Origin of the sequence: Clostridium aromativorans, assembly GCF_020908015.1 — a bacterium.
In the GTDB taxonomy this organism is placed as follows: Bacteria; Bacillota; Clostridia; order Clostridiales; family Clostridiaceae; genus Clostridium_B; species Clostridium_B aromativorans.
The window spans coordinates 1-15,031 of the sequence record NZ_JAJJPB010000010.1 but is presented as its reverse complement, the minus strand read 5'-3'; the positions used below and the strand labels follow the sequence as shown (position 1 = coordinate 15,031).

The 15,031-nt window shown below is 33.7% G+C and carries 12 protein-coding genes; 2 read left to right on the top strand and 10 right to left on the bottom strand.

Annotation, left to right across the window (positions count from 1 at the left end):
• Window positions 1–59: 59 nt before the first annotated feature.
• Entirely contained in the window at window positions 60–710 is a 651-nt protein-coding gene (locus LN736_RS09235; protein ID WP_229981432.1) for a transposase, read from the top strand.
• 505 nt (window positions 711–1,215) lie between these two features.
• Here the strand turns inward: LN736_RS09235 and LN736_RS09230 are convergent.
• The 10 genes from LN736_RS09230 to garD all read right to left on the bottom strand — a co-directional run bounded on the left by LN736_RS09230 (window position 1,216) and on the right by garD (window position 14,321).
• Complete coding sequence (locus LN736_RS09230; RefSeq protein ID WP_229981431.1) at window positions 1,216–2,634, bottom strand: DASS family sodium-coupled anion symporter; 1,419 nt, start codon at window positions 2,632–2,634, stop codon at window positions 1,216–1,218.
• Window positions 2,619–3,968: an enolase C-terminal domain-like protein gene (locus tag LN736_RS09225; protein ID WP_229981430.1), complete on the bottom strand. Its 1,350-nt coding sequence runs from the start codon at window positions 3,966–3,968 to the stop codon at window positions 2,619–2,621. The genes LN736_RS09230 and LN736_RS09225 overlap by 16 nt, the downstream gene beginning before the upstream one ends.
• A gap of 182 nt (window positions 3,969–4,150) precedes the next feature.
• Window positions 4,151–5,440 carry a nickel pincer cofactor-dependent isomerase, group 22 gene (locus tag LN736_RS09220; protein ID WP_229981429.1) on the bottom strand — a complete coding sequence of 430 codons (1,290 nt, stop codon included), beginning with the start codon at window positions 5,438–5,440 and terminating at the stop codon, window positions 4,151–4,153.
• A gap of 1 nt (window position 5,441) precedes the next feature.
• Window positions 5,442–5,807 (bottom strand): DUF1667 domain-containing protein, encoded by a 366-nt coding sequence (locus LN736_RS09215; protein ID WP_229981428.1) that lies wholly within the window; start codon window positions 5,805–5,807, stop codon window positions 5,442–5,444.
• Window positions 5,804–7,042, bottom strand: coding sequence for an NAD(P)/FAD-dependent oxidoreductase (locus LN736_RS09210; RefSeq protein ID WP_268253823.1), 1,239 nt, complete (start codon window positions 7,040–7,042; stop codon window positions 5,804–5,806). Before LN736_RS09210 ends, LN736_RS09215 begins: the two co-directional genes overlap by 4 nt.
• Complete coding sequence (locus LN736_RS09205; protein WP_229981427.1) at window positions 7,042–8,496, bottom strand: NAD(P)/FAD-dependent oxidoreductase; 1,455 nt, start codon at window positions 8,494–8,496, stop codon at window positions 7,042–7,044. The genes LN736_RS09210 and LN736_RS09205 overlap by 1 nt, the downstream gene beginning before the upstream one ends.
• 163 nt (window positions 8,497–8,659) lie before the next feature.
• Window positions 8,660–9,808, bottom strand: coding sequence for a glycerate kinase family protein (locus LN736_RS09200; protein ID WP_229981426.1), 1,149 nt, complete (start codon window positions 9,806–9,808; stop codon window positions 8,660–8,662).
• 342 nt (window positions 9,809–10,150) lie between these two features.
• On the bottom strand, window positions 10,151–11,476 hold the full coding sequence (locus tag LN736_RS09195) for a gluconate:H+ symporter (protein WP_229981425.1): 1,326 nt from the start codon (window positions 11,474–11,476) through the stop codon (window positions 10,151–10,153).
• A gap of 301 nt (window positions 11,477–11,777) precedes the next feature.
• Window positions 11,778–12,662 carry a 2-hydroxy-3-oxopropionate reductase gene (gene garR / locus LN736_RS09190; protein WP_229981424.1) on the bottom strand — a complete coding sequence of 295 codons (885 nt, stop codon included), beginning with the start codon at window positions 12,660–12,662 and terminating at the stop codon, window positions 11,778–11,780.
• 135 nt (window positions 12,663–12,797) lie between these two features.
• A complete protein-coding gene (gene garD / locus LN736_RS09185; protein WP_229981423.1) occupies window positions 12,798–14,321 on the bottom strand; it encodes a galactarate dehydratase in 1,524 nt (507 codons plus the stop codon).
• A 163-nt stretch (window positions 14,322–14,484) separates the two neighbouring features.
• Between garD and LN736_RS09180 the strand changes: the two genes are divergently transcribed.
• A partial coding sequence (locus LN736_RS09180; protein WP_229981422.1) for a transposase occupies window positions 14,485–15,031 on the top strand: 547 nt, incomplete at its 3' end.

Genomic DNA, 15,031 nt, shown 5'->3' with positions numbered 1-15,031 from the left:
ATGTGGTATCCTGTTAAGGGGATCAATCCACAACAAAAACCACAAAGGAGGAAATTGCAATGTTTTGTTTATCTGATTTTAAACAATTAAATTTTAGCGACCAGCTATCTGAACTTAACACTTTGTCTTATCAGCATCCAGTTAAACTTTTAAAGCTTCTTGAAGAAAATTTTGATATTAATGCCTTTATTCCTAAGTCATTTACCGATAGGTATTACTCAGAATTAGGACGCGATAGAAACTTCAGTTTAGCATCAGTGCTTTCATTGCTAATTGTAATGCATATATTTAAGATCCCTACAACCAGTCTTCTTTGTATATTTTTAGCTTTATCCTCAGACATCAGGAAGTTCTGTGAACTTGATAGGCAAATTCCTGATGAAACTTTCATCAGCAGATTTAAAACTACCTTTGAAAAACAGATTGAGAAGTTATTCAACTCAATGACTCTTAAGATTATTCAAATATGTGACGATATTGATGAAAATCTACTTAAGAATTCACCCAATAAAGGTCTCAATTCCATGCTTATCTACGATACTTCAGGCTTAAAGCCAAAAGTTAAAGAGAATAACCCTAAGACACTGGTTTCAGAAATAAATAAGCAAAAAGCTTTCGCTAAAGTTATTAATAATAAAGATTTTAACCCCTATGCTGCCGCATATAAGAATATGCCAAAGTTTGCACATAGAAGCTTTAGACTAAAGTAAGAAATTTAAATAAACTTATCAAATATGCTGCTTAATACACATATCCACAGTTAAGTATCATCCTACATGCTTCGCATACCCTTTTTCAAAAGGCTTATTTAGCATTTTCTTTTTTTGCTCAAATTTAAGGAATTTTTTAAAAGTTATCCACACTTTTAAAATTTAAATTCTGCAATCATCTATAATAAGTTTATAGTCAGTTAAATAACTGACATACGCTTATTTATTATTTAGTATAGATTAGAAAGTATCTATGTTTTTCTGTAGGAATTCTCCCAATTCCATAATTGCTGTCCATCTTGTTTTCAAATCTATTTAGATTTTATTTTTCTATTTATAATAGTAATTTTTTATATTCAAAGGGACTTTTTACCTTTGCATAATTCAACTGCTCCTTTAATGTCCACACTCCATCTAAATCTATATTGAATAAATATCCGGAAAAAAATTTTCTCAACATTTTCACGGTTTCTATTTCTTTTCTTCCTTCAAAAACTCTTCTTTATTAAATCCCTATAAATTTCCACCATATTGCTGCAAATGGAAGAAGTATCGCAAGATGAACTATTGATACTACAAAACCTGCAAACCACCATTCTTTCTGCTTTATATATCCTTCTGAAAAATATACTCCTCCCTGTGCTATACCATAATGCGTAAGTCCAGAACTAAGTGCCGATATATCTACTAAAATAAATACCGAAAGCACTGGAGGTACTCCAATACCAAGTAATATTGTAAAGAATGCTGAAAACAATGCAGTAAAATGAACCATATTACTTGCAAAAAGGTAATGTAGATAATACATAGAAACACATACTATCGCAAGAGCAGGGAACTGCGGTATACCACGTATATATTGAGTTATTATACTGCTCATCCACTTTATTATCCCAAGCTTGTTAAGTTGACCTGCCATCATCATAAATGCACCAAGCCATATCACAAGATTCCAAATTTCTTTTTTCCCAGTAAATTCTTCCCAAGATACAATTCCAGATCCAATAAGTATTACAAGTCCTAAAACACTTACAGTAGTAGCATCAATATTAAATATATTCCCAAATATCCATAATGTAACAACAATAATAAAAACTATTATCATAAATTTTTCAGATTTTTTCATGGGTCCTAATTGTTTAAGTTTGCCATCCATTAATTCTTTAACATTATCAAGTTTTTTTATTTCCGGTGGACATAAAAAATAAATAACAACCGGAACAATCATAAAATTCGACAATACAGAAACTATGCTTACCATAAACCATAATCCAAAAGTTATATGTGTCTTTACACCAAGATTTCCGGCCATACTAATAGCAAGCAAATTTACGGCAGAAGATGTAATAAAAAGTGATGAAGAAATAAGATTGCTGTGTATTGATGTAAGCATAAGAAATGCTCCCACTTTCTTTTCTGTACCATCTCCAACTTTTGAACCATAAGCTTCTGAAAGAGCTTTTGTAATAGGAAGTACAATCCCAGTAGATCTTGAAGTAGCACTTGGAATAAGCATACTCAATATTCCTTCGCAAAGTACTAGTGAATATCCAACTCCTATAGTTCTTTTGCCAATTTTCTTTATAATATTATATGCAAGTCTTTTACCAAGTCCTGTTTTAGTTATTCCTATAGAAAGACAATCAGCACATACTATAAGCCATATAAGGCTTTCACTATATGAAGAAAATGCATCTTTTATCGTAATTATATGTGTAAAAGTCAAAATAAATATTCCGACAAAAGAAGCTAAACCAAGTGACATGGCTCCAAGGGCACATGCCACTATAATAAATATAAAAACTGCAAGTAAATGCCATCCATTTATAGGTACCAAATTTGGTTTTGGTATAAAGCAAATTACTAATCCAACTAGGATTGAAATCAATAAAGGTTTGACTTTAAAATTTATCTTACTAAACATGGCTTTTTATTGTCAAACTTCCATCCTGGTATCAAATATTGCATAGCAACTGAATCATCACGGGCACCCAATGACATTTTATTGTACAATTTATTTGCTTTTATAACATTTTCCATATCTATATCTACTCCAAGACCTGGTTTGTCAGGAATATCTATCATTCCTCCAACAATCTGGAATGGATTCTTTGTAAGATACTGTCCATCCTGCCATATCCAGTGTGTATCTATGGCTGTTACTTTTCCAGGTGCCGCTGCCGCAGTCTGTGCATACATCGCAAGTGAAATATCAAAATGATTGTTTGAATGTGAACCCCAGGTAAGCCCCCAATCTCTACATGTCTGGGCAACACGTACAGAACCTTCCATAGTCCAGAAATGAGGATCTGCAAGCGGTATATCTACAGAATGCATCTGAAGTGAATGTACCATCTGGCGCCAATCAGTAGCTATCATATTTGTAGCTGTAGGCAGTCCAACTTCATTTCTGAACTCTGACATTACCTCACGCCCTGAGAATCCATCTTCAGCTCCGCATGGATCTTCTGCATATGCCAGCACTCCAACTAAGTTCTTACAAAGATCAATAGCCTCGCATAATGACCAAGCTCCATTAGGATCAAGAGTTATACGTGCATCCGAAAACCTTTTATGGAGTGCAGTAACAGCTTCTGCTTCTGCTTCTCCTTTCAAAACTCCACCTTTTAGTTTAAAGTCTTTAAAACCATACTTTGCCTGAGCTGCTTCTCCAAGTCTTACTACTGCTTCTGGAGTCAATGCTTCTTCTCTTCTAAGGCGCATCCATTCATCTTTTGAATTAGATTCATCCAGATAAGGAAGTTTTGTCTTTTTTCTGTCACCAACAAAAAAGAGATAACCTAAAACCTTTACTGATTTTCTCTGCTGTCCTTCTCCCAAGAGTTCACATACCGGTATTCCAAGATACTTTCCTACAAGATCAAGAAGTGCAGCTTCTATTGCAGTCATAGCATGAATTGCAATTCTCAGATCAAAAGTCTGAAATCCTCTCCCAAGACAATCTCTGCATGCAAAAGTATCCTTTACCGCCTTTATTATTGATTTGTACTTTCCTATACTTTGTCCAACAACAAGTGAAGTTGAATCTTCTATCGTCTTTCTTATTTTTTCTCCCCCTGGCACTTCTCCAATTCCCATATTTCCACTATTGTCTTTCAAAATCACGACATTACGTGTAAAAAATGGGCCGTGTGCTCCACTTAGATTAAGAAGCATACTATCATATCCTGCTACAGGTATAACTTTCAAATCTGTAACGACTGGTGTATCTTTTATTAAATTTTTTTCATTATTCATCTTTTCCCCCCCAGTAACATTAACTGCAGTAATTTTTTTGAAATATGCTTGAATAAAAATTTCACATTGTCTATGATTCAATTATCATCTTTTTAACTGCTTCAATCAATATTCAATTGCACAAATATTAATCCTTTACATTGATCTATTTTTATATATATGAACTAAATAATATTCAACAGCTATATTAAATTACCGTATTCATTAAATTTCATATACTCCGGTTTGCTTTCTATTTCAAGATCAGGATAATTTTTAATTTCATCATAATAAACTTCTGAAAGCATTATGTGTTCAATATGCAAACTGTTTGGTATCCTAACTATTCTTACATTTTCTTTATCAATATTTACACATGTCCTTATACAAAATTGTACAGCTTCCTTATCATCAGCTGCAACGCAAGGTATCCTTGCCGATTCAAGAACAGTACTCGTAATACAATTAGGATACATTTTCTCAACATCCAATTTGTCGAACAGCCTTTTTGTTATAACACTAGAAAGGCCAACTCCAAGACCGTTTCCATGGGATTCTTTACTTAAGTCAAGCATTGCAGTTCTTTGAACCTCTATTCCACCGCTCACATATTTAGTAGAAAATGTACCTGTTATATTGGGATCTACACCTGTACCACTATAATTTTTCCCTATTTCATCAACAACAAGTACATCACATTTTCCTACTATTATTCTTGGCATATTGGAAAATGCCTCTTTTAAAAGTTCAGGCTCTCTATCTGGAATTTCACTGGAATCAACGCCAACTATTTTACATGTCTCATCAAATGAATTTTCTATGCACGGAATTGCAAAAAGAATTGGTGCATTCTTTAAAATAGTTTTTCCAATGAGTTCAATATTGTTGCCAATTTTACCCATTCCCTGTGAATGTACACATTCAGCCCCAACCTGTTTACCAAGTCCAACTGCCATCATTTTCATAATCCCACTTTCATATTTCCCTCTAAAGGCATTATGAGGCTTTATACGACAGGATATTATTATTCCATCAGATTGTGCGGCATTTTTATCTATAACTACTTTTCTTCCATCTTTCAAAGTCCCAATTACTGAAACCTCCATTGAAGATTTTATGGGACATTTTAAAAAATTCTCCGTAATACCATAACTTTCAAGTAATTCAAGCTGACCTTCAGCAGTTGCTCCCCCATGACTTCCCATTGCAGGTACAACAAAAGGATGTGCCCCTCTGGATGAAACAAAATCAACTATAGCTTTTGTTATGATTGCAACATTTGCAATTCCCCTACTTCCAGCCGTAATAGCTATATTCATTCCAGGTTTGATTTTTCGTGAAAATTTTTTTTGAGAAAGTTCTCTTCTTATTACATTTGGTATATCCTCTGACTTAATTACAGGCCTCGGAAAAATTTGTTTCACCTTAAACATCCTTGGTATATAAACATCAGCTAATAACTTAGATACTGATCCTCCTTTTTTTATCTCCATATCACTCACTTACTTTCACATTTTTTGTGGCAATAAGATCACTGCCAAGTCCAAATATATTATTCACTATAACTTGACCTATTTTAATCGGTGCTTTTACTTTTATACTTTTAATCTTATCCATTACTTTAAATATATAAGCCTTAGGTATTGGATTTGTAAGTCTTATGCTCACAAGTGGCACAACTCCATTTTCTACAAGGACCGACGTTGTAATTGTTCTTCTAGGATCTACAATTTCCATTTTTACGTATTTTTCTCCTTTTTTACAAGACGCACCTTTAATTGAAATCGGTTTTTCTTTTTCAATATCAACCTCTATCTCACATCCATTAGGACATATTATACAGGTGTACTCTTTTATCATTTTGCGATCACCTCTATATTGCTCATAGATTTTATATCTTCTTTCTTCAATCCAATTTGAATCATTTTTGCAGGTATCACCTTTTTCAATTTCACAGCCTTAATAACTTGTCCGGATTGTATAATATCAATTTCACAGTTTTTCATCGGTTTTTTTACCCTCATGGAAATGCTGAAATCTTTTTTACCACTTATTTTCTGTGGCACTGCACTCCCTACATTATCACCTGCATTTATATTTATACAAGGTTTATAAAATACTTTTCCATTTACATATTCTGCTATTGAATCAGCAAGCTTCTCTGCTTCAAGGGACACAAAATCAACAACATCATGTACATGAAGTACATTTCCTGCTGCAAATATTCCACCAACATCTGTTTGATAATTTTCATCAACAACAGCACCTTTTGTTCTATTATCAAGGCTAACATTTGCAGACAATGAAATTTCATTTTCAGGTATAAGACCAACTGAAAGTATAAGTGTATCACACTTATAATACTTTTCTGTTCCAAGTATAGGCTTCATATTCTTATCCACTTTACACACAGTGACCCCTTCAAGCCTAGAATTCCCTTTAATTTTAGTAATAGTATGACTCAAATACAACGGAATATTATAATCATTGAGACACTGCTCAATGTTTCTCGGCAATCCACTTGGGTATGATTGTATTTCAAAAACAGCTTTTACATTTGCTCCTTCAAGTTTCATTCTTCTGGCCATTATCATGCCAATATCACCTGAGCCAAGTATCACAATTTCTTTTCCTATCATCTTGTTGTATAGATTAACATAAGCCTGAGCAACTCCTGCACTATATACTCCTGCAGGTCTCGTACCCGGAATGCCAATTGCACCTCTTGTCCTTTCCCTGCATCCCATGGCAAGTGCAACTGCTTTAGCTTTATATTTTAAAAGACCTTTCTTAGATACAACAGTAACAATTTTTTCAGGAGTAATATCAATCACTGTAGCATCCGTAATATATTCAATATTAAGCTCGTCAACCCTATCTATAAATAACTGAGCATATTCAGGTCCTGATAGAGTTTTTTTAAATCTAGTGAGTCCAAAACCATCATGGATACACTGTTTTAAAATACCTCCAAGTTGTTTTTCTCTTTCAACGATTACAATATTCTTGATACCTTTGTTCCTAAGCTCTACAGCTGTTGCAAGTCCCGCAGGACCTCCACCTACAATTACAACATCTTTTTTTATGAAAGCCATTATTTTCTCACCTTTCCCACAAACATATAAGATCCACTTCGTGAATATAATATCTTTTTCTCTGATTTATGTTTTTCCTTCCCAATTATTTCAGCTATTCTGGTCTGACAATATCCACCCTGACATCTTCCCATCATAGCACGTGTTCTATTTTTTATCCCAGTAATTGAATCCACTCCAAGACAGTTATGAACAGCTTGTATTATTTCTGCTTTTGTAACATTTTCACATCTGCATATGATCTTCCCATAGTCACTGTCACTCTTTATAAGTTTCTCTTTTACACTATCATCCTGTTCCGAAAATTTAAGAATTCCCTTTCTTTTCGGATTAAAAGTTTTATTTGGAATTAATTTTTCTTTTTTATTAAATAACGCTACCGCCCTTCGTGCAAGTGGAAGTGCACTTGTAAGTCCAGGAGACTCTATACCAACAAGATTTATAACATTAGGTACATCTTCTCTCATCTCAAGGACAAAATCCTGTACTTCTCCAGTTTTTTTATCCACAAGTTTAGGTCTTATTCCCGAAAAGTTCCTAATAAAATATTCTCTTTTAAGATTTTTGAATATCTTTTTTCCTTCAGCAATTAATTTATTCATTATAGGAGCTGTTACACCATAATCTTCAAAATCATAAACTATTTCAGAACTAGGTCCTATTAATATATTTCCATCTACAGTCGGCGTAGCATGTACACCAAATCCTCCTTTTTCATTAGGAGCTGGATAAATAGGCATATTCATAAATTTTCCAGCTTTTTTATCAAGTACATAGTATTCGCCCTTAAATCCTTTTAACTTATAACCTGGTATCCCAAGCATTTCTGATATAACATCTGAATTCAATCCCGCAGAATTTATTACCCACTTTGTATAAAAAGTTTTTGAAATGGTTTTTATTTTAAATATATCATTTTTTTTCGCTATATCTATAACTCTACTATCAAAATAGTACTCAACTCCATTTTGATGTGCATTTTCTGCAAGAGCTATGGTATATTCAAATGGGTTCAATATCCCACTTGCAGGCGAATACATTGCGAACTCACCTCCTGCACTAGGATCAAGTTTATTTATTGTACTCTTATCAATTATTTTAAGACCTTCAACTCCATTCAATTCTCCAAGTTTTTTATATTTAAGGAGGCTCTGCATATCTCTATCTGTAAATCCTATAACAAGTTTTCCAGTCCTTTTAAATGGTACGTCAAGTTCCTTTGCTACAGAATCAAACTCCTTATTCCCCTCAATGGCACATTGTGCTTTTAACGAACCATGTCTATAAGTAAAACCTGCATGAAGCATTCCCGTATTTCTTCCACTAGTTCCACAACAAACATCAGGTTCCTTTTCCAAAACACCTATTTTTAATTCATATCTTGAAAATTCTCTTGCAATGGCACTCCCAACTACTCCTCCACCAATAATTAAAATATCATATATATCCTTCAACTTTAAAATCGCCACCTAATTAGTTTTTATAAAATATTTCAATAACCTTTATTTCTATTTATGACACTTGTCAATTTTTCTCTATTGCCAAATGAATTAAATTTGATTCTTTATTTATTAAAAGAAATAAGTACAATGACATTTTTTCCGTAACACATACACTTTATATAATTCTTAATTTTATAAGCCGTATTACATTATTAACTGTTTTTTCCATATTTATCTTACCGTCTTTTATTGCATCGTTCAAATTAGATGCCCTATGGACAATACTAAAAATTGCATCTATGCCAAGATCATAAAGGACATCTATATTGTCTCCAATATTTCCTGCAAAAGCAATTACAGGTTTATTATATTTTTTTGCTATTGCTGCAACCCCCATTGGTGTTTTCCCATATTGTGTCTGAAAATCTATACTTCCTTCGCCCGTAAAAACCAAATCTGCTTTTTTTACTTTTTCTTCACATCCTGAATACTTGATAACTATATCGATTCCTTTTTCAAGTTTCCCTCCCATAAAAACCATAAGCCCTGCACCAAGCCCACCAGCTGCCCCGGCTCCTGGAATCTCCGCTACATCTATATTAAGCTGTTTATTAATTATATCTGCATAATGTCTTAAATTGTCATCGAGTATTTTTATCATTTCTTTCGTCGCACCTTTTTGAGGTCCAAATATATTTGATGCTCCATTATCACCACATAGTGGATTTGCAACATCACAGGCAACTTCAACTTTCATATTATTAAGTCTCGGATCAAGTTCACTTAAATCTATATTATCAATTTTGCCAAGTTCTCCACCGCCAAATCCAATTTCTTTTCCGAATCTATCCTTGAACTTACCACCCAGTGCTTGAATTGCACCGACTCCACCATCATTTGTGGAACTTCCACCTATTCCTACAAGAAGTTTTTTTGCCCCCTTATCAAGGCAATCTTTTATAAGCTGGCCCGTACCGTAAGTTGTCGTTATAAGAGGATTCCTTCTATTTTCAGGCACCAGAGTTATACCACTTGCACTTGCCATCTCTATTATTCCAGTTTCCCCATCTCCTAGAATTCCATATTCTGCTTCTATTGCATTACCAAGCGGTCCCATTACTTTTATTTTATATATTTTGCCACAAGTAGCATCCACAAGTGACTGCATCGTACCTTCTCCACCATCTGCCATGGGAACTTTTATACAATTAATATTTTCATCGGCTCTCTTAATTCCTAGTTCCATCGCATCACATACTTCTTTTGCGGTCATACTTTCTTTAAATGAATCTGGTGCTAATAAAATGTTTAAATGTTTCTTCATATTTGAACCCTCCAATGTCGCTCTATTAAATTAACGCTTACTTTTACAACTTTTTATATTATGATATTTTTAAATATTTCAAGCAATATTCAGTTGCACAAACTTACTTATAAATAAAAAATTATTTTTTATTTATTTGCATAACTTATATATTATGAAATTAATAGATTATATATATTTTCAACTACTTAAAAATATTTTGGAGTGTTTCTATTTATTCAATTGTATGTAGTTGTCCGCAAAAGTCAAAGAACTTCTTGATCCAATCCTAACTTTAGTATAGAAGAATTGGATCCTTATATTTAAATTACAAATTGAAGATAAATAATCAATCTAATGTATCTAATGGACAAATATATTTAAAAGCAACACTCCAATTAAACCTATTACAGAAAGTATACATGTATAACTTGTTCTAGTTTTTATTGCATCACTTACTGACAGTCCAAAATATTCCTTATACATCCAAAATCCAGGATCATTTACATGAGATGCAAATATACTTCCTGTAGTAGTTGCCAATACCATAAGACAAGGATTTAAACCAGAAGCAACTACAAGAGGTCCAGCCAATCCAGCAGCAGCAGTTACAGCCACAGTAGCTGAACCGAGTGCAGTCCTGAGTAACGCTGCAATAAGCCATATAAGTACTATAGGAGATACATTTAGATTTTTTGTAATGGCTACTATTGTATTACCTACTCCTGAATCTACAAGCACCTGTTTAAATGCCCCTCCTGCTCCTATAATCAAAATTATCATTGCTATAGCTTTTACTGACTCACTCATACTTTTTGCTATTTCATCCATTTTTCTATTACAACCAAAACCAAAAGTAAATATAGCAATAATTACAGATATCATCAAAGCTATAGGTGCATCTCCAAAGAACTTAATATATTTTAGTGCTACAGAATCCTTAGGAAGAAATACTCCACAAAATTCAGCAATAGCTATTAAAATTACAGGAATAAGTGCAGTAAATACACTCTTACCGAAACTTGGCATTTCCTCATCCTTAAACAATTTACTTGTAGTAAGCCCTTCAGGTATCTTTGTTTTCGCATTTTTTATAATCGAAGTCTTAGAAAAGAAAATTCCAACAATTATAGCACCAGGTATCGCAATAAGAAGCCCAAATAACAAAGTTTTGCCTATACTTGCATTAAAAGAATTTGCTACAAGTGTTGGACCTGGGTGAGGCGGAAGGAAACTATGACACACAGATAATGCAACGGATGCAGGAAAACCTATGTACATCAATGGAAATTTAGTTTCTTTAACTACACTGTATATTATAGGTATTAAAAGTATAAAACCTGCCTCATAAAACATCGAAATTCCAACTATAATTGATGTAATAAGCATAGCCCATTGAACTCTTTTTATTCCAAATTTATTTATCAATGTTTTTGCTATCCTTTGTCCAGCCCCACAATCTGACATAAGTCTTCCAAGCATAGCACCAAATCCAAGTATTAAGATAAGATCGTTCAACTGACCACCTATACCTTTATACATAGAATCAGTTACACTAGTAAGTGGCATACCTTCCATAACACCAACAAATAAAGAAACCAGTATTAAAGACATAAATCCATTTAGTTTACATGGTATCATTAATATTAAAAGCAAAGCTACTCCCATGCCAACTATAACTAAAGCCATTAAAATTCCCCCCAACTATTAAAATAGTAAAAATATTAGTAAAATTTTTTATATTATTATAGATAGCATATATTTTAATAACGTTTACTACATTTTGTACCTACTGTAAACACAATATGACCTCTATAATTTTTGAATTACTTTGTATTTTTATTATCATATTTTTCGACAACCGTTACAATATTCACCTGCACAAATTTTAATCGTTATCAAGAGTTTTTTTCATGTATATGCATAAATATTTTTTAACAAAAAAATAGACAACAGGTTATCAAACCCATGTCTACTTTTATATTATAATTTATTTTGTTACTTCAACCTTTGCCAGCTTCTCATAGAACTTTATGATAGCAGAGTGGTCACTCTGTCCTTCTCCATCAAGATGCAAATTCCTCAGTATTTCCAAAACCTGATTTGTAAGAAATAATGGTGCTCCCACACCAGCTCCTGTTTCAACTGCATTCGTAAGATCCTTTATGTGAAGGTCTATCTTGAATCCAGGTTTGAAATTCCTGTCAAGCACCATAGGTGCCTTTGCATCGAGTACCGTACTTCCTGCAAGTCCGCCCTTTATGGCATTGTATATGAGTTCAGGTGATACCCCTGCTTTTGTTCCGAGCACAAATGCCTCCGACATAGCTGCTATATTGAGTGCAACTATAACCTGGTTTGCAAGTTTCGTTACATTTCCAGCTCCTATGCTTCCACAGAGCACAGCACTTGAACCCATCTTCAGGAGCAAGTCCTTATATTTTTCAAAAGTCTCTTTCTTTCCGCCTACCATTATGGATAAAGTTCCATCTATGGCTTTCGGTTCTCCTCCGCTTACCGGCGCGTCTATCATATCTACTCCTTTGCCCGCAAGCTTTTCAGCCACTTCTCTCGAAACAAGAGGTGCTATAGAACTCATGTCAATAAGTACAGAACCTTTTTTTATCCCTTCTGCAACACCATTCTCTCCAAAAACAACCTGCTTTACCTGGGGTGAATTTGGAAGCATTGTTATAATAACATCGGTTTTTGATGCAACATCCTTTGCAGAAGTTCCTTCTTCAGCTCCTGCTTTTACAACTTCGTCAACAGCTGATTTATTGATATCAAATACTACAAGGTTATAACCTGCCTTTATCAAATTCTTCGACATCGGTTTTCCCATGATTCCAAGTCCTATAAATCCTATTTTCATACGTTAATCCTCCTGTACTTTAATTTATATTATTATTATCATATTTTCCGCTATTACAATCAATGTTCATTTGCACAAATATAAGTAACTATCCATAATTTGTTTCATATATATGCATAAACAAAATTTGAAACATTATGTAATTGGAGCTGGATTGAATATTCCAAGTGCATTATAGAGTCCATGAATATCCCCATAAGTTTTCTTTCTTCCACTTGCTACATCTATTATTAATTTAAACAATTCCCATCCGACTTCTTCTATACTTTTTTTACCAGTTGCTATTCTACCTGCATCAAGATCTATAAGATCAAACCATTTTTCCTTCAAAGTTGAATTACTGGATACCTTGATCACAGGACTTATCTTCAAATTATAGGTTGTACCTCTCCCCGTAGTAAATACTTGAAGTGTCATTCCCGATGCCAGCTGCATTGTTCCGCAGAAAAAATCACTAGCCGGAGTTGCCGCATAAGTCATTCCTCTCTTTTTAATTCTCTCACCTGGAGAGAGTACATCTACTATACTCGTGGTTCCCGACTTTGCAACAGAACCCAAGGCTTTATCTACTACATTTGAAAGTCCACCTTTTTTATTTCCAGGAGATGGATTCGCATCTCTGTCAACGTGTGATTTTTCAAGGTATTTATCATACCATTTCATTTCCCTGACAAGTTTTTTCAGAACTTTGTCATCTTTTGTTCTAGGTGCAAGAAGGTGTACTGCATCTCTTATTTCCGTAACTTCAGAAAACATAACTTTCGCACCGGCTCTTACAAGAAGATCTGCTGCAAATCCAACAGCAGGATTTGAAGTTATTCCGGAAAAGGCATCACTTCCACCACATTGAAGTCCAACTACAAGATCTGATACAGGACATTCCACTCTTGTACGGGAATTTAGCTTTTCAAGTTTTTTTTCTGCTTTTCTCATTATTTCATCAATCATTTCTTTAAAACCATGACATTCCTGTAAAACTACAAGATCATCGTTTTCTATTTTGGGAAATAATATTGTCGGTACAAGTTTCTCACAGCCAAGACATATAGTGAGAAGCTGTCCCCCAAAATTGGGATTCTTAGATAAATTTCTTATTGCCCTTATCGGTATTTCGGCATTATCACCGTATATAGCTACACCACAACCATATAGGTGATTAAGTGCAACAACATCATCTACATTTTTATATTTTGGAAGAAGTTCACTTCTTATTCTATCTACAGCTACATTTACCACTCCTTCCGAACATTGAACCGTAGTTGTAATTCCAAGAATATTTTTTGTGCCGACACTTCCGTCATCATTTCTGTATCCTAAAAAAGTATAACCTTCAAGGGGATTATAATGCTCCACCATATACCCACTTTTCAAATTATCCAGAGGACATGCCCTGGGAAGTCTTACTTTATCTTCATGAAGCCAGCTTCCTTTTTTAAGATCAGATTTTGCATATCCAATTATTTCACCATATCTTATGATAGGTTCATCTTTTGATACGTCCTCAAGCATTACTTTATTAGCTTCTGGAATATCTGAAAGAAGTTTAAACCCACCATCCAATAATGTATCTTTTTTTAATCCACCTTTATTTACTATAACTGCCACATTGTCTTTAGGATTAATTTTGATATATAGAGGTTCCATATTTCTGACATCCATTATATTTCACTCCTAATATAATAAGTTTATATAGTCGGTTGCAGAATACTGCAGCCATTGATTTTACTAACTTTTTTAACTCTTTAATTATATATTTCACTCCAATGTGGTATCCTGTTAAGGGGATCAATCCACAACAAAAACCACAAAGGAGGAAATTGCAATGTTTTGTTTATCTGAATTTAAACAATTAAATTTTAGCGACCAGCTATCTGAACTTAACACTTTGTCTTACCAGCATCCAGTTAAACTTTTAAAGCTTCTTGAAGAAAATTTTGATATTAATGCCTTTATTCCCAAGTCATTTACCGATAGGTATTACTCAGAATTAGGACGCGATAGAAACTTCAGTTTAGCATCAGTGCTTTCATCGCTAATTGTAATGCATATATTTAAGATCCCTACAACCAGTCTTCTTTGTATATTTTTAGCTTTATCCTCAGACATCAGGAAGTTCTGTGAACTTGATAGCCAAATCCCTGATGAAACTTTCATCAGCAGATTTAAAACTACCTTTGAAAAACAGATTGAGGAGTTATTCAGCTCAATGACTCTTAAGATTATTGAAATATGTGACGATATTGATGAAAATCTACCTAAGAATTCACCCGATATAGGTCTCAATTCCATGCTTATCTACGATACTTCAGGCTTAAAGCCAAAAGTTAAAGAGAATAACCCTAAGACACTGGTTTCAGAAATAAATAAGC

What these genes read in the sequence shown, in the direction of transcription:
- LN736_RS09200 (WP_229981426.1), bottom strand. Translation starts at nt 9,808, where the DNA reads ATGAAGAAACATTTAAACATTTTATTAGCACCAGATTCATTTAAAGAA.
- LN736_RS09235 (WP_229981432.1), top strand. Translation starts at nt 60, where the DNA reads ATGTTTTGTTTATCTGATTTTAAACAATTAAATTTTAGCGACCAGCTA.
- LN736_RS09210 (WP_268253823.1), bottom strand. Translation starts at nt 7,042, where the DNA reads ATGGCTTTCATAAAAAAAGATGTTGTAATTGTAGGTGGAGGTCCTGCG.
- garD (WP_229981423.1), bottom strand. Translation starts at nt 14,321, where the DNA reads ATGGATGTCAGAAATATGGAACCTCTATATATCAAAATTAATCCTAAA.
- LN736_RS09220 (WP_229981429.1), bottom strand. Translation starts at nt 5,440, where the DNA reads ATGGAGATAAAAAAAGGAGGATCAGTATCTAAGTTATTAGCTGATGTT.
- LN736_RS09225 (WP_229981430.1), bottom strand. Translation starts at nt 3,968, where the DNA reads ATGAATAATGAAAAAAATTTAATAAAAGATACACCAGTCGTTACAGAT.
- garR (WP_229981424.1), bottom strand. Translation starts at nt 12,662, where the DNA reads ATGAAAATAGGATTTATAGGACTTGGAATCATGGGAAAACCGATGTCG.
- LN736_RS09195 (WP_229981425.1), bottom strand. Translation starts at nt 11,476, where the DNA reads ATGGCTTTAGTTATAGTTGGCATGGGAGTAGCTTTGCTTTTAATATTA.
- LN736_RS09230 (WP_229981431.1), bottom strand. Translation starts at nt 2,634, where the DNA reads ATGTTTAGTAAGATAAATTTTAAAGTCAAACCTTTATTGATTTCAATC.
- LN736_RS09215 (WP_229981428.1), bottom strand. Translation starts at nt 5,807, where the DNA reads ATGATAAAAGAGTACACCTGTATAATATGTCCTAATGGATGTGAGATA.